Origin of the sequence: Micromonospora rifamycinica (genome assembly GCF_900090265.1) — a bacterium.
GTDB lineage: Bacteria > Actinomycetota > Actinomycetes > Mycobacteriales > Micromonosporaceae > Micromonospora > Micromonospora rifamycinica.
On sequence record NZ_LT607752.1, the window covers coordinates 6,001,074 to 6,022,090 of the forward strand.

The 21,017-nt window shown below is 73.7% G+C and carries 21 protein-coding genes; 12 read left to right on the forward strand and 9 right to left on the reverse strand.

Going from position 1 to position 21,017, the window contains the following annotated elements; all coding sequences use genetic code 11:
* Nucleotides 1-44: 44 nt before the first annotated feature.
* The 5 genes from GA0070623_RS25425 to GA0070623_RS25445 all read right to left on the reverse strand — a co-directional run bounded on the left by GA0070623_RS25425 (nt 45) and on the right by GA0070623_RS25445 (nt 3,716).
* Complete coding sequence (locus tag GA0070623_RS25425) at nt 45-1,064, reverse strand: hypothetical protein (protein ID WP_084261248.1); 1,020 nt, start codon at nt 1,062-1,064, stop codon at nt 45-47.
* Entirely contained in the window at nt 1,061-2,419 is a 1,359-nt protein-coding gene (locus GA0070623_RS25430; RefSeq protein WP_067306771.1) for a hypothetical protein, read from the reverse strand. Before GA0070623_RS25430 ends, GA0070623_RS25425 begins: the two co-directional genes overlap by 4 nt.
* Nucleotides 2,416-2,721, reverse strand: coding sequence for a DUF6403 family protein (locus tag GA0070623_RS25435; protein WP_067306774.1), 306 nt, complete (start codon nt 2,719-2,721; stop codon nt 2,416-2,418). The genes GA0070623_RS25430 and GA0070623_RS25435 overlap by 4 nt, the downstream gene beginning before the upstream one ends.
* Nucleotides 2,722-2,877: 156 nt before the next feature.
* Entirely contained in the window at nt 2,878-3,408 is a 531-nt protein-coding gene (locus GA0070623_RS25440) for an SRPBCC family protein (RefSeq protein ID WP_067306777.1), read from the reverse strand.
* 2 nt (nt 3,409-3,410) lie between these two features.
* Nucleotides 3,411-3,716 carry an ArsR/SmtB family transcription factor gene (locus GA0070623_RS25445; RefSeq protein ID WP_067306780.1) on the reverse strand — a complete coding sequence of 102 codons (306 nt, stop codon included), beginning with the start codon at nt 3,714-3,716 and terminating at the stop codon, nt 3,411-3,413.
* Nucleotides 3,717-3,812: 96 nt separating this feature from the next.
* Between GA0070623_RS25445 and GA0070623_RS25450 the strand changes: the two genes are divergently transcribed.
* Nucleotides 3,813-4,742 carry an LLM class F420-dependent oxidoreductase gene (locus GA0070623_RS25450; RefSeq protein WP_067306783.1) on the forward strand — a complete coding sequence of 310 codons (930 nt, stop codon included), beginning with the start codon at nt 3,813-3,815 and terminating at the stop codon, nt 4,740-4,742.
* A 15-nt stretch (nt 4,743-4,757) separates the two neighbouring features.
* On the opposite strand, the gene GA0070623_RS25455 is transcribed toward GA0070623_RS25450, so the two are convergent.
* A complete protein-coding gene (locus GA0070623_RS25455; RefSeq protein ID WP_067306786.1) occupies nt 4,758-5,126 on the reverse strand; it encodes a hypothetical protein in 369 nt (122 codons plus the stop codon).
* Between the two features lie 220 nt (nt 5,127-5,346).
* On the opposite strand from GA0070623_RS25455, the gene GA0070623_RS25465 reads away from it, so the two are divergent.
* Nucleotides 5,347-6,594, forward strand: coding sequence for an FAD-binding protein (locus tag GA0070623_RS25465; RefSeq protein ID WP_067306793.1), 1,248 nt, complete (start codon nt 5,347-5,349; stop codon nt 6,592-6,594).
* 141 nt (nt 6,595-6,735) lie between these two features.
* Nucleotides 6,736-7,602: an AraC family transcriptional regulator gene (locus GA0070623_RS25470; protein WP_067306796.1), complete on the forward strand. Its 867-nt coding sequence runs from the start codon at nt 6,736-6,738 to the stop codon at nt 7,600-7,602.
* On the opposite strand, the gene GA0070623_RS25475 is transcribed toward GA0070623_RS25470, so the two are convergent.
* On the reverse strand, nt 7,599-8,738 hold the full coding sequence (locus GA0070623_RS25475) for a site-2 protease family protein (protein ID WP_067306798.1): 1,140 nt from the start codon (nt 8,736-8,738) through the stop codon (nt 7,599-7,601). The genes GA0070623_RS25470 and GA0070623_RS25475 overlap by 4 nt on opposite strands.
* Before the next feature lie 136 nt (nt 8,739-8,874).
* Between GA0070623_RS25475 and GA0070623_RS25480 the strand changes: the two genes are divergently transcribed.
* The 7 genes from GA0070623_RS25480 (at nt 8,875) to GA0070623_RS25510 (ending at nt 15,259) form a co-directional block, all read left to right on the forward strand.
* A complete protein-coding gene (locus GA0070623_RS25480) occupies nt 8,875-10,980 on the forward strand; it encodes a prolyl oligopeptidase family serine peptidase (protein WP_231932545.1) in 2,106 nt (701 codons plus the stop codon).
* Between the two features lie 198 nt (nt 10,981-11,178).
* A complete protein-coding gene (locus GA0070623_RS25485; protein WP_067306804.1) occupies nt 11,179-11,379 on the forward strand; it encodes a hypothetical protein in 201 nt (66 codons plus the stop codon).
* 1 nt (nt 11,380) lies between these two features.
* Nucleotides 11,381-11,920: a DUF6879 family protein gene (locus tag GA0070623_RS25490; protein WP_067306807.1), complete on the forward strand. Its 540-nt coding sequence runs from the start codon at nt 11,381-11,383 to the stop codon at nt 11,918-11,920.
* A gap of 14 nt (nt 11,921-11,934) precedes the next feature.
* Nucleotides 11,935-14,115, forward strand: a complete 2,181-nt coding sequence (locus GA0070623_RS25495; RefSeq protein ID WP_157746992.1) for an ATP-binding protein — start codon at nt 11,935-11,937, stop codon at nt 14,113-14,115.
* Complete coding sequence (locus GA0070623_RS25500; protein WP_067306813.1) at nt 14,108-14,515, forward strand: hypothetical protein; 408 nt, start codon at nt 14,108-14,110, stop codon at nt 14,513-14,515. The genes GA0070623_RS25495 and GA0070623_RS25500 overlap by 8 nt, the downstream gene beginning before the upstream one ends.
* 55 nt (nt 14,516-14,570) lie before the next feature.
* Nucleotides 14,571-14,852 carry a hypothetical protein gene (locus tag GA0070623_RS25505; RefSeq protein WP_067306816.1) on the forward strand — a complete coding sequence of 94 codons (282 nt, stop codon included), beginning with the start codon at nt 14,571-14,573 and terminating at the stop codon, nt 14,850-14,852.
* On the forward strand, nt 14,849-15,259 hold the full coding sequence (locus GA0070623_RS25510; protein WP_067306819.1) for a PIN domain-containing protein: 411 nt from the start codon (nt 14,849-14,851) through the stop codon (nt 15,257-15,259). The genes GA0070623_RS25505 and GA0070623_RS25510 overlap by 4 nt, the downstream gene beginning before the upstream one ends.
* A gap of 241 nt (nt 15,260-15,500) precedes the next feature.
* Here GA0070623_RS25510 and GA0070623_RS25515 read toward each other — a convergent pair whose 3' ends face one another.
* Both GA0070623_RS25515 and GA0070623_RS25520 read right to left on the reverse strand, forming a co-directional pair.
* Nucleotides 15,501-16,346 carry an alpha/beta hydrolase gene (locus GA0070623_RS25515; RefSeq protein ID WP_067306823.1) on the reverse strand — a complete coding sequence of 282 codons (846 nt, stop codon included), beginning with the start codon at nt 16,344-16,346 and terminating at the stop codon, nt 15,501-15,503.
* Between the two features lie 224 nt (nt 16,347-16,570).
* Complete coding sequence (locus GA0070623_RS25520) at nt 16,571-17,458, reverse strand: L,D-transpeptidase (protein WP_067306826.1); 888 nt, start codon at nt 17,456-17,458, stop codon at nt 16,571-16,573.
* 241 nt (nt 17,459-17,699) lie between these two features.
* Here GA0070623_RS25520 and GA0070623_RS25525 point away from each other — a divergent pair, with 241 nt between their 5' ends.
* Together GA0070623_RS25525 and GA0070623_RS25530 are read left to right on the forward strand one after the other, a co-directional pair.
* Complete coding sequence (locus tag GA0070623_RS25525) at nt 17,700-19,502, forward strand: hypothetical protein (protein WP_089004182.1); 1,803 nt, start codon at nt 17,700-17,702, stop codon at nt 19,500-19,502.
* The gene (locus GA0070623_RS25530; protein ID WP_067309415.1) at nt 19,499-20,965 is read left to right on the forward strand and encodes an NADH-quinone oxidoreductase subunit NuoF family protein; all 1,467 of its coding nucleotides are present in this window, start codon (nt 19,499-19,501) and stop codon (nt 20,963-20,965) included. Before GA0070623_RS25525 ends, GA0070623_RS25530 begins: the two co-directional genes overlap by 4 nt.
* Nucleotides 20,966-21,017: the final 52 nt, after the last annotated feature.

A 21,017-nucleotide genomic window follows, 5' to 3' on the forward strand; every position in this document is an offset into this window, starting at 1 on the left:
CCATCGAGCCCGAGCTCGGGTCGACGGATGGGGTTGCTGAGCAGCTATGCGTCCGTGCCGGGTTGTCCGTCGGCGAGCGACTGGGCCTGCCGGCTGAGCGACTCGACCCGGGCGGTCAGCGCCCGGACGGCCGCGTCGTCGGTGCCGTCCAGGGTCGCCAACCGGTCGAGCAGGGCGGCGTGGTCCGAGGTCAGCTGCCGGTAGCGGCGGACGAAGCTGCTGTCGTCGCCGTCCCGACGGGCGTTCAGCAGGGCGTACTGCGGATCGAGGTCGATGATCTGCTGGGCGAGCCCGGCGGTGGCGGCGCTGAGCGCGCTGCGGCTGTCGGTCAGCTCGTCGCGCCGGATCCGGCGGGCCGCCGCCAGCCGGCCCGCCCGCCGGCCGCCGAGGTAGAGCGCGGTCGCGGCGGCGACGACGCCCAGCACGGCGGCGACGGCGAGCAGGAAGCGGGGCAGCGACGGGCTGATCGTCCGGGAGCCGTCTGGCACGGTGCCCGCCTTGACCAGCCGGTCGTAGTTGACGGCGATGACCTTCACCGCCTCCAGCGGACGGTCGGCGAAGGTGTCGATGCCCCGGCCGATGATCATTTCGGCGGCGGCGGCCTTGCCCAGGTTCTTCTTCTCGTAGCCGGGCACCAGCGCGCAGCCGTAGGTGTCGTAGTCGTCGCCGTCGCGGCTGAGCACCAGCACGACGGTCCCGTCGGCGGCCCGGGACACCTGCTTGCAGGTGTCCCGCAGGTCGGCGTCGGGGGAGCGCAGCACCACCACCAGCCGGCGGTTGCCGATGATCCGTTCCGCCGCCGCCCGGTCGACGTCGAGCCCCGGGTCGGCGTAGAACGACGAGGTGCGTACGTGCCGGGCGATCGGCCCGTCCAGCGCCCCACCGCTCCACACCGCCCAGCCGGCCAGCGCCAGACAGGCCAGGACGGCCAGGCCGAACGGGGTACCGAGCAGGCCCACGACACGCTGCCGCGGGGAGGGGGCGGCACCGGTCCGCCGGGAGCGGTCGGCGGGCTGCCGTCGGGAACGACCGGCACCGGTCCGCCGGGAGTCGGAACGGGTCATGACAGCCGGCCTCGCAGGTAGTTGTCCGGGCGGTAGCTGGCGATGCCGACCTGGCGGGCGGTGTCGTCCAGCTCGGTCGCCGCTTCGTCGAGCAGGGCGCGTACGTGCCGGGCGGGCAGCTTCTCCTCCCACGCCGACCGGGCCGCCTGGAGCGCGACGATGCTCCGGGTCAGCGCCGGATTGCTGCGGGCGTCGGTCAGCAGGGACACCTCGACGGCCAGCGCGGTCAACCCGGCCAGCCGGACCGGGGCGGCGTCGCGTCGGCGGCCCGGCCCCCGCCCGGGGCGGCGCAGCGACCGGGCCGACAGGACCAGGAACGCCGCCACGCAGCCGGCGAAGACCCACGGCAGCGCCGGCAGCGCCACCCGCAGCGGATCGGCCGGCCGGTACGGCAGGGGCCGCTCGAACAGGCCGGCGTAACGGATGTCGGTGACCCGGTTGAGGTAGACCCCCAGCACGTTGCGCTGCGGGTAGTCGGAGCGGCTGAGCACGCTGGCGAACTGGCCGTAGAAGCTCGCCCCGGCCAGCTCCGCGAAGTCCGCCGCGCCGGGGCCGTGGTACTCGACCCACAGCCCGTACATCACCACGATCGGTTGGTCGGGGAAGCGGGCGCTCAGCGCGGGGCCGTACCGGGCCAGCGGTTCGCCGTACCGCTGCACGGGCAGCGCGACGTACCACGCGCCGTCCGGGAAGGCGTTGCGGGCGGCGGCCTCGGGGACGTCGGTCAGGGTCGCGCCGGGTGCGACGTGCCGACCGGTCGCCCGCAGATCGGTCAGCACGGCGGTCAGCTCCGGCCCGCTCGGCTCGCGCCAGCGCAGCTCGTCCCGGTCGGCCGGGGTGGACTCCTTGCGCAGCGCGGTGATCAGGGCGATCAGCAGGTCGGTCACGTCCCCGGTGGCGAACTGCGCCCGCCAGGCCGGCAACGTGTCGGAGCTGGCCTGGTAGAAACCGCCGCTGACCTCGGTGCCGATCACCCGGATGGTGGCGTTCTCCACGTCCCGGACCCGCTCGCGTTCGTCGGAGTCGAGGCCGGGCGGGGCGACCAGGATCCGGGTGTCGCCGGCCACCTCCCGGACCCGCTGCTCGTTCCAGTACGCCACCGAGCCGGGCAGGCGTACCACCGGCGCGGCGGCGACCAGCGCGGTCATCTCGTCCACCGACGGCACGGTGGCCCGCTCGGTGGTGCCGGCGGTGTCCGTGTCGACCCCCGCCGTCGACGACGGTGACCGTCCGTAGCTGACGTCGATGCCCTGCTGCCGCTGGGCGAGCAGGAAGACCACCAGCACGAGCACGGCGACCCCGAGCAGCGTCCAGCGCACCGGCTCCGCCCAGCGGCGGTACCCCCGGGCGGTCACCGGTGCTCCCGCCACAGCCGGTCGGCCCGGCGGGCGTGCTCGGCCGCCTCCCGCGCCGCGTCCGGCCCGCCGCGGGCGCCCGCGAGCGACTCGGCACGGGCGAACAACCGTTCCGCCTCGGGCACCCGGCCCGGGGCGGCGTCCCGGCTGACGGCCGCGCTGTCGATCGCCGCGCGGGCGGTCGACCAGGCGGTGCGGCGCTGCTCCGCCCGGGCCCGGTGGTGGGGCAGCAGGGTCGTCACCACGCCCGCGGCCACCAGCAGCACCGCGCCGGCCAGCCAGAACAGGTAGGGGTGTGCCATGGGCTCCAACCGTCCGACGGGTCCGGGGAGACTCCCCCGGGGGTGGTCGGACCGAGTCTCGCTGATCGGGTCAACCCGCGCCACACGGCCCCCGACCAGGGCGGTTGCGGCTGCGAAGGGTGGTGTGACGGTGATCGTGAGTGGCCGGGGCGCGGGTCAGCCGTCAGCGAGCTCGCGGGCGTACGTGTCGCGCAACTGCGCCCAGCCGTGGGCGAGGGCGGCGCGGCCCCGGACCGGGCCGACCGGGTCGCCGGCGAGCAGCCGGTCGGCGACGTCGACGCAGAGGTGCCAGCCGGCGGCCACCATCGGCAGCGTCCCCCGGTCGGCGACGGTGTGCCACAGGGTGAGGCGGGTGCCGTCGGCGGTCGGGGTCAGCTCCCAGCGGAGCAGGTCCCCACCCCAGGTGTGTTCCAGCAGGCGCGGCGCCTCGGCCCGGCGTACGGTGGCCGGCTGCGCGTCGGTCGTGTCGCCGTCGACCAGGGTGAGCACCACGTCGCCGGGGGTGCCGAGGTCACGGTCGGCCAGGAACGGCGCCCACTCGCCCAGTTGGGCCGGGTCGGTCAGCGCCGCCCAGACCCGCTGTGGCGGGTGCCGCAGTTCGCGGACGAAGCGCAGGGTCCACCGGTCGTCGGCGGGGGTCGCGGTGACCTCGGCCGGTGGGCCGGGGCGCAGCGGGGCAGGGTCCATGGTCACTCCTTGTCGAGGTGACGCTCCAGGGCGTCGAGGTGGGTCTCCCACATCCGCCGGTACGGGGCCAGCCAGCCGTCCACCGCTCGCAGTTGACGCAGGTCGAGCCGGTAGATGCGGTGCTGGGCGACCGTCCGGCAGGAGACGAAACCGGCCTCGCGGAGCACCCGCAGGTGCTTGGAGACGGCCGGCTGGCTCAGCTCCAGGGTGTCGACCAGCTCGCCGACGCTGCACTCGGCCTGCCGGAGCGTGTCGAGGATGCGGCGGCGACTCGGCTCGGCCAGGACGGCGAAGGCGTCAACGGACACGCAGGCAATATGCCCCCATCGGCATATTCCTGTCAAGGCATATGCTGGTCCGGCGGGGCCTGAGCGGGTGTGCGCCCGGCTCCCTATGCTCGGGGCATGGAACTGCGGATCTTCACCGAGCCCCAGCAGGGCGCCAGCTACGACCAACTGCTCACGGTGGCCCGCGCCGCCGAGGACGCCGGCTACGGCGCGTTCTTCCGCTCCGACCACTACCTGGCGATGGGGTCGGCCAGCGGCGAGCCCGGCCCCACCGACGCCTGGACCACCCTGGCCGGGCTGGCCCGGGACACCTCCCGGATCCGGCTCGGCACGCTGGTGACGGCGGCCACCTTCCGGCTGCCCGGTCCGCTCGCCATCACCGTCGCCCAGGTCGACCAGATGAGCGGCGGCCGGGTCGAGCTGGGCATCGGGGCCGGCTGGTTCGCCGACGAGCACACCGCGTACGGCATCCCGTTCCCGTCGGTGGGGGAGCGCTTCGACCGGCTGGAGGAGCAGCTCGCCGTGATCACCGGGCTGTGGGCGACCCCGGCCGGCGAGACGTTCGACTTCGCCGGGACGTACTACCCGGTCGCCGACTCCCCGGCGCTGCCCAAGCCGGTGCAGCAGCCCCGCCCGCCGATCCTGCTCGGCGGCAAGGGACCGAAGCGCACTCCCCGGCTGGCCGCCCGGTACGCCGACGAGTTCAACCTGCCCTTCGTCTCGCTCGACGAGACGGTGGCCCAGTTCGGCCGGGTCCGCGCGGCCTGCGCCGAGGTGGGCCGCGAACCGGGCACCCTGCGCTGGTCCAACGCGCTGGTGCTCTGCTGCGGCCGGGACGACGCCGAGGTGGCCCGCCGGGCCGCCGTCCTCGGCCGGGAGCCGGCCGAGCTGCGGGAGAACGGCCTCGCCGGCACCCCCGCCGAGGTGGTCGACAAGATCGGCCGGTACGCCGAGGCGGGCAGCGAGCGGATCTACCTCCAGGTGCTCGACCTGGCCGACCTGGACCACCTGGAGCTGGTCGCCGCCGAGGTGATGCCGCAGGTGTGACCCCGGTCGGCGCGGTCAGCGGCGACGGGTGACCCCGCCCGGTTCGCGCAGCACCGTGTCCAGCCGACCGTCCCGGTCGCTGTCCAGGTAGGTGATGTCCGGTACGCCGTCCCCGTCCAGGTCGAACTGGACCACGTCGGCGATGCCGTCGCCGTCCAGGTCCGTCACCACCTGCGTCGACCCGTCCAGGTGGTGGGTGACGATCGAGTGCGCCCCGGTCTCCACCGGCCGGGGCGCGGGCGGCGGCTCGGGTGCCGGCGCGGTCCGGGTCGGGTACGCCGTGGGCGGGGCGCCGGTCGGCTCCGGGCCGATCCCGGTCGGGTCGATCTCCTCCTCCGACGGGTAGACGTCACCGTGCAGGATGGGGTCGGGATAGCTGCTCATCGCGCCATGGTTCCCCGTCGACGGCACCGACAACCGTGCCGGATCCGGTCCGGCCGCGCACCGCCCAGCGGCGGCCGGGCTTCGCCACCGCTGCGCGCGGGTACAGTTCCGACGTGATCGACACACCGGTGGGACACGTCCAGGCGGCATCCGACCCGGCGCGACGCCGGGCCGCCGGTGCCGGCCGCCGCAGCGTGGCCCGGCCCGGGGGCGGTGCGGCGTGAGCGGCGTCGCACGGCGCAACTGGGCCGGCAACGTCCACTACGCCGCCCGTGCCTTCCACCAGCCGACGACGCTGGACGAGCTGCGCCGGCTGGTCGCGGGCAGCGACCGGCTCCGGGCGGTCGGCAGCGGCCACTCGTTCAACCGGATCGGCGACACCACCGGCGACCTGGTCTCGCTGGCCGGGCTGCCGCCCACCGTCGAGATCGACCGGGAGCGCGGCACGGTCACCGTCGCCGCCGGGCTGCGCTACGGGGACGTGGCGACCCGGCTGCACGAGCAGGGGCTGGCCCTGGCCAACCTCGCCTCGCTGCCGCACATCTCGGTGGCCGGTGCGGTCGCCACCGGCACCCACGGCTCCGGCGACGGCAACCGCAACCTGGCCGCCGCCGTGGCCGGGCTGGAACTCGTCACCGCCGACGGGGAGGTGCTCACCGTCGACCGGTCGGCCGGCGACCGGTTCGCCGGCATGGTGGTCGCGCTCGGCGCGCTCGGCGTCGTCACCCGGGTCACCCTGGACGTGCTGCCCACCTTCACCGTCCGTCAGTACGTACACGAGGGCCTGCCGGTCGGGTCGCTGGACGCGGCGTTCGCCTCGGCGTACAGCGTCAGCGGGTTCACCACCTGGCGCTCGACGGACATCGACCAGGTCTGGCGCAAGCAGCTCGCCGACGCCCCGCCGCCGGAGCCGGACTGGCTCGGCACCACCCCCGCCGGGCAGCCGGCGCACCCGGTGCCCGGGATGGACCCGGTGAGCTGCACCCCGCAGTTCGGCGAGCCCGGCCCGTGGCACGAGCGGCTGCCGCACTTCCGGCTCGGTTTCATGCCGAGCAGCGGCGACGAGCTCCAGTCCGAGTACCACCTGCCCCGGTCGGCGGGGGCCGAGGCACTGGCCGCGCTGGACGGGATGCGGGACCGGATCGTCCCCGTGCTGCAGATCTGTGAGCTGCGGACGGTCGCCGCCGACGAGCTGTGGCTCAGCCCCAACCAGGGGCGCGACACGCTGGCCGTGCACTTCACCTGGGTCGCCGACACGGCGGCGGTGCTGCCCGTGCTGGCCGAGGTCGAGGCCCGGCTGGCCCCGTTCGCGCCCCGCCCGCACTGGGGCAAGGTGTTCACCCTCGACCCGGCCCTGGTCGCCGCCACCTACCCCCGGTACGCCGACTTCGTCGCCCTGCTCACCGAGCTGGACCCGGCCGGGGTGTTCCGCACCGACCTGCTGGACCGCTACTTCCCCCGGCCCTGAGCATCCCGGCCGCCACGCCCCACCGGGCACCCGGCCGCCGCTTCCCCGGACCCGGGCGCCCCGACCGCGGCGGGCACCGGAAGTCGGGTCCGGCCGTTGCCGGCCGCCTAGCGTGGAGCACGCAAGGGAGAAGGAGACCAGGTGCTGGACCGGCTGAACGAGGCACTGGCGCATGTGGAACGGCACCTCGACGAACCGGTCGAGGTGGCGGACCTGGCGCGGATCACGCTCACCTCGGAGTACCACTTCCGGCGGATGTTCTCGGCGCTGGCCGGGATGCCCCTGTCGGAGTACGTCCGTCGGCGGCGGCTCACCGTCGCGGCGGCCGAGGTGCTGGCCGGGGAGCGGACGTTGCTCGACGTCGCCACCCGTCACGGGTACGGCTCGACCGAGGCGTTCACCCGGGCGTTCCGCGCGATGCACGGTGTCGGGCCGGGCGAAGCGCGGCGCACGGGGGCCGCGCTGCGTTCCCAGCAGCGGTTGTCCTTCCGGCTGGTCGTCGAGGGGAGTGGCAGCATGCGGTACCGAGTGGTGGAGAAGCCGGCGTTCCGGCTGGTGGGTAAGCGGGCCCGGGTGCCCCTGGTGCACCAGGGGATGAACCCGGCGATCGTGGCCTTCGTCAAGGGCATGCCGGCGGAGACGAAGGCCCGGATCGAGGCCCTGTCCGACCAGGAGCCGGCGGGCATCGTCAACGTCAGCGACCTGCTCGGCGAGGACCGCTCCGAGGGCGTCGAGCTGGACTACTGGTACGGCGCGGTGACCGGCGCGGACGTGCCGGACGACCTGGAGGCGCTCGACGTCCCGGCGGGGACCTGGGCGGTCTTCGACACCTCCGGCGAGTTCCCGGCGGCCGTGCAGAACCTGTGGCGGGACGTGTTCACCCAGTGGTTCCCGTCCAACCCGTACCGCAGCCGGCCGGGGCCGGAGATCTCCAGCACCCGCCTCTCGGCCGACGGCAGCCACGCCGACGCCGAGCTGTGGATCCCGGTGGAGCGGGACGCCGGCTAGCGGTGTCCGGCGGGCTGGTCGCGCAGGCTGGCCCGCTGGACGGCGCGGCTGATGTCGCTGGGGGAGACGATGCCCACGAGCTGGTCACCGGTCACCACCAGCGCCCGGCCGTCGGCACATCCGGTGAGCCGGGGGAGCAGGTCGGTGAGCTGCTCCTCCGGCCGGGCCAGCACCAGGTCGTCGGCCCGGCAGGACACCTCACCCAGCGTGGTGGCGGCCCGCCGGTCGGTCGGGGTGCCCCGGACCCGGTCCAGGGTGACCAGGCCGACCGGCCGGCCGTCCTCGGTGAGCGGCAACGCCGTGTGCCGGTAGGCGAAGAGGTAGTGGTCGACGAAGTCGGCGACGGTCAGCTCCGCCGAGGCGGTCTGCGGCTGCGGGGTCATCACCTCGCCGACCCGGACACCGGACAGCGCGCTGCCCAGCCGGGCCTGGCGTTCCTCCAGCCCGGCCGCGCCGATCAGGAACCAGCCGATCAGCGCCAGCCAGATCCCGCCCACCCCGTAGCCGGCCAGGAACTGCCAGAGACCCAGGCCGATCAGCAGCACGCCGAGCACCCAGCCGGCGCGGGCGGCCACCACCGATGCCCTGGCCCGGTCGCCGGTGGCCTTCCAGACGGCGGCGCTGAGCAACCGGCCGCCGTCCAGCGGAGCGGCGGGCAGGATGTTGAAGACCGCCAGCAGCACGTTGATCCCGGCCAGCCAGGACACCGAGCCGAGCAGCAGCCCGTCCTGCCCGGCCAGGGCCAGCACCACCGCGATCGCCCCGAAGAAGACCCCGAGGAGCAGGCTGACCAGCGGGCCGACCCCGGCGATGCGCAGCTCCGCACCCGGGTCGGGGGCCTCGCCGCGTAGCTCGGCGACGCCGCCGAAGAGCCACAGCGTGATCCCCGCCACCTCGATACCGTGCCGTTTCGCCACCACCGCGTGGGACACCTCGTGGGCCAGCAGCCCGAGGAAGAAGACCACCGCCGCCGCCAGCCCGGCCGACAGGTACGCCCAACCGGACCGGTCGGGGTACGAGCGGGGGAACTGGTCGGCGGAGAGCAGCCACCCGATCAGCGCGAAGATGACCAGGACGCTCCAGTTGACCCCGACGGGCACCCCCGCGATCCGGCCGAGCCGGAAGGTCGCCCTCATGCCTGCGGCATACCCGGCGACGCCGCTCCCATGCCCGGGCGTCAGCTCCCCGCCGCCCCGGTCGCCGACCGGGCACCCCCGTCGGGTCGGCCGGAACCGGTCGGCGCGGTTGACCGGTTCGGGAATAGTGGCAGGGGTGACGCTGATCGATGAGGGTGACGATCCGTACCGCTGGTTGGAGGACCTGGACGGGGCGGACGCCGCCGGCTGGGTCCGCGACCGCAACGCGGCGACCGTCGCGGCGCTGACCGGTGACGACGCGTTCGTCGCGGCGCAGGCCGAGATCCGCCAGGTGCTCGACGCCGACGACCGCATCCCGTACCCGGGCTGGCGCGGCGACGGGCACTACTACGACTACTGGCGGGACGCGGTGCACCCCCGGGGGCTGTGGCGGCGTACCACGTTGGCGCAGTACCGGCGGCCCGAACCGGCCTGGGACGTGCTGCTCGACCTGGACGCGCTGGCCGCCGCCGAGGACGAGAACTGGGTCTGGGGCGGGGTGACGGTGCTCAAACCCGGCCACCGGCGCTGCCTGGTCAGCCTGTCCCGGGGCGGCAAGGACGCGGTGGTGGTCCGCGAGTACGACCTGGACACCCGCACCTTCGTCGCCGACGGGTTCACCCTCGCCGAGGCCAAGAGCGACGTCACCTGGATCGACGTCGACCGGATCTACGTCGGCACCGATCTCGGCCCCGGTTCGCTGACCGCCTCCGGCTATCCGAGGGTGATCCGCCGGTGGCGGCGGGGCACCCCGCTGACCGAGGCCGAGATCGTGTACGAGGGACAGGTCGACGACGTGTCCGTGTACGCCTCGCACGACCCGACGCCCGGGTACGAGCGCGACTTCGTGGGCCGCAGCCTGGACTTCTACCGGACCCGGAGCCTGCTGCTGACCCCCGACGGGAGGCAGCTCCCGGTCCCGGTCCCCGATGACGCCCAGTGGGACGTGCACCGGGAGTGGCTGCTGGTCCGGACGCGGTCGCCGTGGGAGGTCGCCGGGGTGACCCATCCGGCCGGGGCGCTGCTGGCGGCCCGGTTCGACGACTTCCTCGCCGGTGGCCGTGAGCTGACGGTGCTGTTCGAGCCCGACGAGCGGACCGCGCTCAGCTACCACGTCTGGACCCGGCACCACCTGATCCTGGCCACCCTGGTCGACGTACGACGGCGGTTGGCCGTGCTGACCCCCGACGGCCCGGAACCGGCCGATGCCCCGCAGCCGGCCGTCGGGTCGGGGTCTCCCGACCGGCCGGTGGCGGGCGGTGGCGGGCGGTGGCGGCGGGAGCCGTTGGCCGGGGCGGCGGAGGACGACGACAGCTGGATCGTGGACACCGATCCGGATCTCGGCGACGACTACCTGATCGCCTCGACCGGCTACCTGCGGCCGGCGACGCTGGGGCTGGGGCGGATCGGCGGCCCGGTCGAGGTCCTCAAGCGGGAACCGGCTTTCTTCGACGCCACCGGCATGACCGTGCGCCAGTTCTTCGCCACCTCCGCCGACGGAACCCGGGTGCCGTACTCCGTGGTGGGCGACCCGACGGCGGCCGCCGGGCCGACGCTGCTCACCGGGTACGGCGGGTTCGAGGTGTCGCTGACCGCCCACTACGACGGGGTGGTCGGCCGGTGCTGGCTGGCCCGGGGCGGCAGCTACGTGGTGGCGAACATCCGGGGCGGCGGGGAGTACGGCCCGCGGTGGCACCGGGCGGCGCTGCGCGAGAACCGCCCCCGGGCGTACGAGGACTTCGCCGCGGTCGCCGAAGACCTGGTGGCGCGGGGGATCACCACCCCGGAGAAGCTCGGCATCGAGGGCGGCAGCAACGGCGGGCTGCTGATGGGGGCGATGCTGACCCGCTACCCGATGCTGGTCGGCGCGGTGGTGGCGAACGTGCCGCTGCTGGACATGCGGCGCTTCCACCGGCTGCTCGCCGGGGCATCCTGGATGGCCGAGTACGGCGACCCGGACCTGCCCGCCGACTGGGCGTTCCTGCGGGGCTACTCGCCGTACCACAACGTGCGGCCCGGGGTGCGGTACCCGCCGGTCCTGCTGGTCACCTCGACCCGGGACGACCGGGTGCACCCGGGGCACGCCCGCAAGATGGCCGCGCTGCTGGGCGAGCACGGCTACGACGTGTCGTACTACGAGAACGTCGAGGGCGGGCACGGCGCGGCGAGCAACAACGAGCAACGGGCGTTCCTGTCGGCGTTGACGTTCCGCTTTCTGTGGCGGCGGTTGGGTGGCCGTTGATCGGGTTTCGTGGGGGTGCACCGCGATATCTCCCGGGAATAACGGTCCCCGACATCGGCGGGAACGGGAATTCCAAAGTGGACGTGAATGCGTATTCACTCTATTCATTTGTCGGTGACGTGACTCGATACCGTAGTTCCTTGAAGTCGGCGTGTGCAAATGACTACTATCTGTAGTTGCCGACTTCGGGGAGGGGACATGAGGCTTCGTTTTCTCGCCACGTCCAGCAACTCTGGATCGTGTCCGAGCCTGTACGAGACCGACAACGGTGACATCGTGGTGCAGGGCTACCGGTTGACCGACCCGGAGGCGCTCGGCCAACTGCGGGACGTGTTGCCCGACGAGACATTCGTCGTGGTGCCCCGGGAACTGATGTCCTGGTTCGAGCAGAAGGACTGAGATGGGGTCGCCCGTCACCGACCCCACCGCTTTCCGACGCCTTTTCGAGAGTTTCCAGCACGCCGCCTTCAAGCTGGAGGTCCGCCGGTCGTACGGCGTGCCCGCCGAGGACGAGCCGTTCCGGGTCTTTCTCACCGGGGCGGACCCGGGCATCGACTGGCTGCGGCCGTGGCTCGACCTGATGCGGGCCGAGACGGCACGGGGCAAGCGGGTGGAGCGGGTCCGGGTCGTCGACGAGCCGCCGAGCGACTACCTGCGGTTCGAGATGTCGGTGACGCCCCACAACATCGCGGCGGGCGAGGACATCCGCTACCTCGACCGTCGCCGGGCGACCGAGCTGGCGCTGCCGCACTACGACTTCTGGCTGTTCGACTCGCAGCTCGTCGCGTTCCTGCACTTCACCGAGGACGACCGGTTCGTGGGCTTCAGCACCACCGAGGACCCGGCCGAGGTGTTGCGGCACTGCCAGTCCCGCGACCGGGCCTGGACGCGGGCCACTCCCTTCTCGGCGCCGCCGGCCCCGGTGGCGGCAGCGGCCTGATCGCGGACCATCGCGTGGCCAGTGTCATGGGTGACGACCGGAACCGGGCGGACAACGACTTTTCCGGCCGCAGCGCGGCGGTGGTGCAGGCCGGGCTCATCCAGGGCGACGTGCACCTGCGGACGGTCACCGAGACGCCGTTGCCGTCACCACGGCAGTTGCCGCCCGCGACCAAGGGTTTCATCGACCGCGAGGTGCACATCCAGCAACTCGACTCGCTGCTCGACGAGGTGGAACTGATCACCGACAAGGCCCGGTTGCCCGTCGTCACCATCTCCACCATCTCGGGCAGCGCCGGGGTGGGAAAGACGGCACTGGCCGTGCACTGGGCGCACCGGGTGCGGGAACGCTTCCCCGACGGTGACCTCTACATCAACCTGCGTGGCTACGACGCCGTGCCGCCGCTGACCCCGCACGAGGCCCTCGACGGGTTCCTCCGGGCGATGGACGTGCCCGCCGAGAAGGTCCCCCGGGACCTGCACGACCGCACCGCGCTGTACCGGTCGCTGACCACCGGCCGGCGGATGCTGATCCTGCTCGACAACGCCGCCACCGCCGAGCAGGTGCGGCCACTGCTCCCCGCCGCACCGAGCTGCATGGTGCTCATCACGAGCCGCAGCCGGCTCTCCGGGCTGGCCGTCCGCGACGGTGCCATCCGGGCGGTGCTGGACGTGCTGTCGCACCAGGACGCGACCCGGCTGCTCAGGGTGACCATCGGGGCCGAGCGGGTGGACCGGCAACCCGAGGCGGCGGCGCGGCTGATCGCGCTCTGCTCGCACCTGCCGCTCGCCCTGCGGATCGTCGCCGACCGCGCCCGGCTCGACGAGGAGCGACCGCTCGGGGAGCTGGTCGAGGAGTTGGCCGCCGAGGAGAGCCGCCTCGACGCGCTGGCCGTCGAGGACGACGACCTGTCGGCCGTCCGCACGGTCTTCTCCTGGTCCTACCAGGCCCTGCGGGCCGAGACGGCGCGGATGTTCCGGCTGGTCGGCCTGCACCCCGGAGCCGACATCGCGCTCGACGCGGCGGCCCGCCTCGCCGGCTGCGCCCCGTCGGTTGCGCGCCGGCACCTCGAATCGCTCGTCGGACTGCACCTGCTCACCCGCAGCGGACCCCACCGGTTCCGGCTGCACGACCTGCTGAGGCTGTACGCGATGGAACGAGCGACCCTCGACGAGAGCCCGGAGGCCGTCCACGCCGCCCGGGAGCGACTGCTGCGGTGGTACCTGCACCACACCTACGCGGCCTACCGGGCGATCCTGCCGCAGGGGCGGCCGCTGCCCGGCGTCGACGTCCCACCCGACGCGACGCTCGACGACGCGCTGCGGTGGTGCGAGCACGAACGGCTCAACCTGCTCGACGTCGTCCGCGCCGCGCCCGGGTGGGGCCATCACCGGCTCGGGTGGCAGATCGCGCTCGCCAGCATGGCCTTCTTCGAGCGCAGGTCCTACTGGAAGGCGTGGATCGACAGTCACCTGGCGGGCCTGGACTGCGCCCGGCACCTGAGCGACCGCCAGGCCGAGGGGTGGCTGATGCTCAGCCTCGGCGACGCCTGGTGGGACCGGGGTGACCTCGACGAGGCCGGACGCTGCTACGCCGGCTCACTGGAAGCGGCACGGGACGTCGCCGACGCGTGGACCACCGGGTACGCCCTGCGCGGATGCGGCCTGGTCGAGGAGGACCGGGGAGACTTCGCCGAGGCGACCCGCTACGCCCGGGAGGCGCTGCTGACCTTCCGGCAGTCGGGCGAGGAACGCGGCACCGGCCTGGCCCTGATGAGCCTCGGCAACGCGCTACGCGGCGCCGGCCGCTACGCCGAGGCCCTCGCCTCGTACGACGACGCGATGACGGTCTTCGAGCGGCTGCGGAACCGGTGGAGTCAGGGGCTGGTCGCCCTCCACCGGGGGCAGACGCTGCTGCACGCCGGTGAGCCCGCCCCGGCGTTGGCGGCGGTCACCTCGGCCGCCGCGCTGTTCCGCGAACTCGGCGACCGCCGGCACGCCGCCCTGGCCCGCTCGTACGAGGGCGACGCCCAGCTCCGGCTCCATCAGCCGCACGCCGCCCGCGAAGCGCTCGCCGACGCGCTGCTGACCCTGCTGGAACTCGACGACCCCCTCGCGGCGGACGTGCGCCGACGCCTGGCCGCCCTCGACCACGACACCACCACTCCGGACCAGCAGGAGGAGCAGGATGGATGACCCGATCCTCACGGCGGTCGCCGTGGCACTGTCGACCCGCGCCGTCGAAGGCCTCACCGACGCGGCACGGGAAGCCCTGGCGTCGGTGATGCGCCTCGTCCGTCGCAAGGCGACGGAACACCGCGCGCTGCGGGCCGCGCTCGCCGCCGAGCCCGCGTCCGGCGGGGGCGACGACCGGGCCGTCGCGGTGCGCCGGGCACTGGCCGACGCCGCCGACCATGATCCGGACTTCGACCAGGAACTACGCCGCCGCTGGGCGACCTTCCACCAGACGTCCGTACGGGCTGACGCAGTGACCAACACGGTGTCGGGTCGGGTCACCGGCCCGGTGGTGCAGGCGCGCGACATCTCCGGCGGGGTGCACCTGGACCTGTCCGCACAGCAGCACCCCCGGCGGTGACGGCGCGTCGTGACGTGATGGCCAATCGTCAGTATGCAGCGGCTATGCTGAGAGTATGACTCGCCGTATCACGATCAGCTTGCCCGACGACGTGGCCGCCTACGTCGAACGCACCCAGGGCAACACGTCCGGTTTCATCGCGGGGGTCCTCCGGCGGAAGATGCGGGCGGACGGCCTCCGGGCGCGCTGGGCGCAGCTCGGTTACGTCGTCACCGATGAGGACGTCGAGTCGACGAGGAGCCGCCTGGCGGCTCTGCCACCGATCAGTGACGAGCAGCATGCCCGGAATCTCGAATGGCTCCGCCAGTTCGACGAGGACGGCAGCGCCGCCGCGTGAACGGCCTGGTCCTCGACACCTCTGCGCTGCTCGCTTACGCCTCGGGAACCAGTGTCGAGCCCGGTTCCATGATCACTCTCGCCGAGGAGGACCCGGAGCAGCAGCTGTGGGTGCCCGCGCTCTGCCTCGGGCAGGCGCAGCTCGAACTGGCGGGTACCGCCTCCGCCGCCCTCCTCGACCTGCTGTTCACCGAGGACCGTGACATTCAGGTGGCCGTATACGACGCCGCCACGAGCCGGCGGGTGGCGCGGCTGGCGGCGCGTACACAGGTGTCGTTGGATGCCGCGCACGCCGTCACCACCGCCGTGCTCTACCGCTGCTATCTGGTCACCCGGGATCCGAAGGCCCTGACGCCGGCGCTGCCCCCGGGAATGGAGATCCTCGACATCAGCGAGACCTGGGACTGACGGTACCGGTCAGCCGGCTGCTCTCCAGCGGCTCGCGCTGCCTGCTCCGGCCGGACCACGAAGGCGGCTGCTCCCGGCGGCGCGGGTGGCGGTGAGCGGACGACCGGTACCGCGCTCCCGACCGAACACCCGGTCACCGTGACGCCGGGATGCCGCCCGGCTCAGCGCCGGGAGTCACCGGGACACCGGGGGTGCTGTCCGGCTCCCCGCCCGGCGTCACCGTGACGCCGGGTCGCCGTGCTCAGCGCCGGGGTGCGTCGCCCGCCGCCACCGGGGCCTGCGTCATCCGGGTCGCCCAGTCCAGGGCGTAGTCGGCGACCGCCTCCCAGCCCGGCTCACCCACCGTGAAGTGGGAGCGGCCGGGAAACTCGTGGTAAGCGGTCACCGCCCGCGACTTCTGGTAGAGCCCGGCGTTCGCCTTGACCAGCGAGGGCGGGGCCACGTGGTCCTCGCCGCCGGCGATCAGCAGCAGCGGCGGCCGGTCGTCGCGGCCGGTGTCGACCGCTGCGGCCGAGTGCGGGTCGAGGTTGGCGAACGCCCCCTCGAACAGCACGTGCCCGGCGGCCGGGACGGCGTAGCGCCGCCAGGCCCGGTCGGAGTCGTCCGGCTGGAGGGTGTTACCGAAGGCGTACCGGAACTCGTCCGGGCTGATCTGCACCCCCCGGTGCCGGTTCACCGGGCTGTGCAGCACCGGGTACGACGCCCGCAGCGTGCTGATCGGCAGCCGGAGCACCCCCTTGACCGGGGCGGACGCCACCGCCACGACGGCCGCGCCGAGTTGCCGGTCGGCCAGCACCTGGGCGACCAGCCCGCCGAACGAGTGGCCGATCACGATCGGTGCGCTCGGCAGCTCACGGATCACCGCCGCGTAGTGGTCGATCACCTGTCGCAGGGTGGTGCCGGCGACCGTGCCCGGGTCGGCGCGCAGCGCGGTCACCTCCCGGTCGAAGCCCGGCCAGGCCGGCGCGAGCACCCGGAACCCCCGTGCCGCGTACCGCTCGGCCCACCCCTCCCAGCTCCGCGGTGTCATCCACAGCCCGTGTACGAACACCACCGTGTCGACCGGCCCGCCCGACGTGTTCCCCATGTCGTCCTCCCCACCTCACCCACCCCACCCCGACCCCGCCCGCATACCCACCTTCCACCCCCCGATGCACCCCCACCCGGGCAGGCACGCCCCCGGCGCCGCCCCGCCCCGCGCACGGCTTGAGATCGTGCTGGTTCCAGGATGTAGTGGCTTCCTGCGGCTTCGAGACCACTACATCCTGGTTCCAGCACGACCTTGGAGAGAAGCGGGTCCGCCCGGCGGGGTCAGGAGGTGGGGAGGGCGTCGACGACGACCAGTTCGGTGCCGGGGCGTATCTCGGCGAGGAGGGTCTGCTGGGCGGTGCGGGTCAGGCGGATGCAGCCGTTCGTGACGTCCTGGCCGAGGGTGTCGTCGTCCTGCCAGGTGTGCAGGCCGATGTGCGCGCCCTTGAGGCCGCTGGGGACCGCGTCCGGGTCGTCCGGGACGGCGCCGAGCGCGAAGATGTCCACCCCGCCGTAGACCGGTTCGGGTGGGGGCGTGGTGCCGAGGATGAAGGTCCGGCCGAGCGGGGTCTCCTGGCCGGGCAGGCCGAGGCTGACCGGCCAGCTGCGTACCGGCTTGCCGTGCCGGTTCCAGGTGAGCTGGTGGGTCCGTCGCTGCACCACGATCTGGTCCCGCAGGGCGACCGGGGTCCAGCCACCCTGGGGCAGCCAGGCCACCCGGCGGCTCGCCGAGGGCAGCAGGACCGCCGTCCAGCCGGTGCGGCGCTCCACCACCGGCATGGTCAGCTCGACCCCGCTGATGGTGGGCGCGAGCAGGGCGCGCGGGCGTCCGCCGGGTGCGTCGTACGCGGCGATCTTCCGGGTGGGGGTGAGCCCCTCGGTCAGCGGGGTGACGTCGAGCGGGCGGGGGTCGGCCGGGAAGCCGGCGGGGGCCGGGTCGTAGTCGACCACCGGCAGCCCGGCGGGGGCCGGTGCGGCGGGCGGCACCGTCTCGTCCTCGCCGGGGGCGGCCACGGTGGGCGACGGTGGGGCGGCCCGTTGGCCGGGAAGGGGCGTGTCGGCCCGTAGCGCCGCGCCGACCAGCAGGGCCAGTGCCAGCAGCGTCGGTACGCCGACGACAGCGGCGAGCGGACCCCGCCCCCAGCGCTCGATCATCCGGTCAAACAGCACAAATACACTCTAACGGGTACGAGGCTCCCGCCGGTGGCGAATCGTCAGGACGGGAACCCCGCGTCGTCGGGAGCCGCCACGGCGGTGCGCCGGGAGCTACACGCGTCCCGGGCCGGGCCGGTTCGAAGATCCGCCGAGAATTTTCGGCACCGGTGGTGATCCGTACGCGCCGGAGGTCCGTACTGGAGGTGGGAGCAAGGTCGGCCGGTGGTGGCGCCGCCGTTAGACGATCGAGGAGCAGATGGCCCGGGCAAAGCAGAACGAGCAGGCCGCGACCGTCCGGACCGCCACCAGCAGCCGTGGTGTCCGGACCGTGTCGAAATCCACGATGGCGTTGATGGTGGCGTCCGCCCTCGGCCTGTTCTGGGCCGGCGTCGAGATGACCGGCAACGGCACGGCGATGTACGCGTACGGCTTCTTCTTCACCGAGTTCTTCGCCGGGGTGGTCGCCCTGGTGGCGCTCAGCCTCACCGTGATGATGGGCCTGCTCGCCACCGACCGGCTGGTCCTCATGATCCGGCACCGGGTGCTGCTCCAGTCCGCGCACCGCGCCACCGGCGTCCTCGGCGTCGCCGGCCTGGTGTTCCACGTCATCACCAAGATCGCGATCGGCCGGGCCGGTCCCACCGACGCCGTGGTGCCGTTCATCGGCGGCAGCGGGCTCTACGTCGGCCTCGGCACGGTGGCCGCGTTCCTCATGGTGAGCGTCTTCTGGACCGGCATCGTCCGGGTCCGGTTCGCCGGCGTCGGCCCCAAGTGGTTCTGGCGCAGCCTGCACTCCCTGGCCTACCTCTCCTGGCCGTTCGCCCTGTTCCACGGGCTCAACGCCGGTCGCGCCGCGAAGTCCTGGGTGGTGCTCAGCTACCTGGCGTGCGTGCTGCTGGTGGTGGTGGCGCTGATGGTGCGGCTGTCGGTCTACCTCGGCAAGCGCACCCGCGAGCAGCAGCAGGCCGCCGCCCTGAACAAGGCGATGACCGCCAAGGCGGCCGACGAGGGCAAGGGCCGGACGCTGCTCAGCGGGCTCGGCCGCAAGAAGGAGGAGGAGACCAGGGACAGCCGGACCAGTTGGGCCGAGACCGCCCTGGCCCCGTCCTGGAACGCGCCGACCGGTACCGCCCGGCGACGCGACCCCGAGCGGTTCACCGTGCCGGTGGTGCCCGAGCCGGGCACCCTGCGCGAGCCGGTGCGCGGCGGTCGCAGCACCCGGGAGGCGGAGCCCACCCCGCGCCGCGAGCGCGACCTGGAGCCGGCGGCCCGCCGCCGGACCGTCGAGCGCGAGGAGCGCGCCGAGCGGCCCCGCCGCCGCGACGAGGACGTCGCCCCGGTGTCCGGCAGTCGTCGTTCCCGGTACGAGGAGGAGGACGCCCCGGTCTCCGGCGGTCGTCGTGCGCGTTACGAGGAGGACGTGGCTCCGGTGTCGGGTGGTCGTCGTTCCCGGTACGAGGAGGAGGACGCCCCGGTGTCCGGCGGTCGTCGTGCGCGTTACGAGGAGGACGTGGCTCCGGTGTCGGGTGGTCGTCGTTCCCGGTACGAGGAGGACGTCGCCCCGGTCTCCGGTGGCCGTCGTGCGCGCTATGAGGAGGACGTGGCTCCGGTGTCGGGCAGTCGTCGTTCCCGGTACGAGGAGGAGGACGCCCCGGTCTCCGGCAGCCGTCGCTCCCGGCGCGACGACGACGTGGCCGCCCGCTACTCCGCCCCGCCCCGGCGGCGCACCGACGCACCCGAAGAACCGTGGGACAGCCCGAGCCGTTGGGAGGGGTCCAACCGGCCCGTCTCGGCCGAGCCGATCTCCGCCGCCCCGCGTAGCGGCTCCGGCCGGCACAGCGTCGAACCGGACGTGCCGGAGGAGCCGGACTACTGGCGACCGCCGGCCCGCTACGTGGCCGACGACGTCCCCGTCGACGACACCCCGACCCTGGTCGACCTGGCCTCCCGGCGGGCGCGCAAGGCCACCGGCGACAGCCGGGGCCGACGCAAGGGCAAGGCCAACGCGGACGCCGTGGACGGGGCGTACTGGGCGGGGCTGCGCGGTGAGGCCAAGTGATGCGGACCAAGGTCCCCCCGGTCGCCTGCGTCGGCGAGCCCCGGCTGACCGCCGGCTTCGCCGAGTTCGGCCGGCTCGACCTGATGGCGCACGAGACGGTGCACGGCCCGATCGGTCCGATGGAACCGGCCAACCTGCTCCGGCTGGCCGAGGCCATCCAGCTCAAGGGCAAGGGCGGGGCGGGCTTCCCGTTCTACCGCAAGTTCAAGGCGGTGCTCGAGTCCTGCGAACGGCAGGACCTGCCCGCCGTGGTGGTGGTCAACGCCACCGAGGGGGAGCCTGCGAGCTGGAAGGACAAGGTGCTGCTCACCCGGGCACCGCACCTCATCCTCGACGGCGCCGCGCTGTCCGCGTACGCGCTGGACGCCGAGGAGATCGTGCTCTGCGTCGCCGACGACCTGATCGGCCGGGACTCGCTCACCGAAGCCCTCGCCGAGCGCCGGATGCCGGTGCCCACCAGCATCGTCACCGTGCCGCACCGGTTCATCTCCGGCGAGGGCGGCGCACTGGTCAACGGGATCAACGGGCTGCCGCACATCCCACCGGGCACCAAGAAGCGGTCCAGCGACTCGGGCGTGCGTAACCTGCCGACCCTGCTGTCCAACGCCGAGACGTACGCCCAGGTGGCCATCGCCGCCCGGCTCGGCCCGTACGAGTACGCCGCGCTCGGCACCGACGACGAGCCGGGCACGGTGCTGCTCACCGTCACCGGCCAGGCCAAACGCCCCGCCGTGGTGGAGTGCGCCGCCGGCACCCCGCTGCGGGACATCCTCGAACTCTGCGAGGTGCCGGAGGGGCCGGGCATCCTGATGGGCGGCTACCACGGCCGGTGGATCACCTGGGAGGCGGCGCAGCGGGCCGAGATCACCCGCAGGAGCCTCACCAGCGTCGGCGGCACCCTCGGCGCGGGCATCATCATCCCGCTCGGTCGGGACACCTGCCCGCTCGGCGAGGCCGCCCAGGTGGTCCGTTACCTGGCCGGGGAGTCCGCCGGGCAGTGCGGGCCGTGCAAGCGCGGCCTGCCCGACCTGGCCCGCGCCGTCGACCTGGCGGTCTCCGGCAGCGCACCGGTGGAGGTCGTCCGGGCCGCCGCCGGTGACGTCAAGGGCCGGGGCGCGTGCAGCCACCCCGACGGTACGTCCCGTTTCGCGCTCTCCGCGATGGAGGTGTTCGCCGACGACCTGCGGCAGCACACCACCGGCGAGGGGTGCGGCAAACGGGTCAAGGGCGTGATGGGGCTGCCCGGTGCACCCGACGCCGACCCGCGCATGCTCACCCTGGACTGGTCCCGCTGCGACGGGCACGGGCTCTGCGCCCACGTCGTGCCGGACTTCATCCGACTCGACGGCAACGGCTACCCCGCCTTCCCGTCCACCCCCGTGCCGACCTGGCTGAAGGAGGGGGCGATGAAGGCGGTCAAGGTCTGCCCCGAACTCGCGCTGCGGCTGGTCGAGGTCAAGTAGCACCGTCGAGGTCACCCGGCACCGTCCAGGTCACGTAGCACCACCGAGAGGA